This window comes from Pseudostreptobacillus hongkongensis (assembly GCF_001559795.1).
Lineage (GTDB): Bacteria > Fusobacteriota > Fusobacteriia > Fusobacteriales > Leptotrichiaceae > Pseudostreptobacillus > Pseudostreptobacillus hongkongensis.
The window spans coordinates 1-401 of the sequence record NZ_LOHY01000141.1 but is presented as its reverse complement, the minus strand read 5'-3'; the positions used below and the strand labels follow the sequence as shown (position 1 = coordinate 401).

The window sequence follows — 401 nt, the reverse complement described above, 5'->3', positions numbered from 1 at the left end:
AAGTATTAAAAGTGATTTTAACAGAACAAGAATATTTTATTGTGATAAGGCAATGCCAACTCAAAAACCTAATATTGAAAATATACATAGATTGATAAGAAGATTTTTACCTAAAGGAGTTAGTTTTAATAATTTAACTCAAGAAGAGGTATATGATATGGTTAATAATATAAATAGTTTGTATAAGGCTCGATATAAGAAAACCCCTAATGATATGTTTATTGCCAAATATGGACAAAGAACACTACAAAAATTATCATTAAGGGTTATATTGTGTGATAGTGTGAGTTTAAAACCTATCAGATAAATTATATCATAAAATTATTAAAAAAATATATGATTGGTTGCGATTAATCTTTAAAAACTTATTACATGGGTTGCAATTGAAAATTTAAAGTACA

1 pseudogene is annotated in these 401 nt (G+C 24.2%); it reads left to right on the top strand.

Annotated elements, in window-relative coordinates:
• Positions 1-307: pseudogene (locus AYC59_RS07975) on the top strand (IS30 family transposase); the annotation flags it as partial.
• Between the last annotated feature and the right edge of the window lie 94 nt (positions 308-401).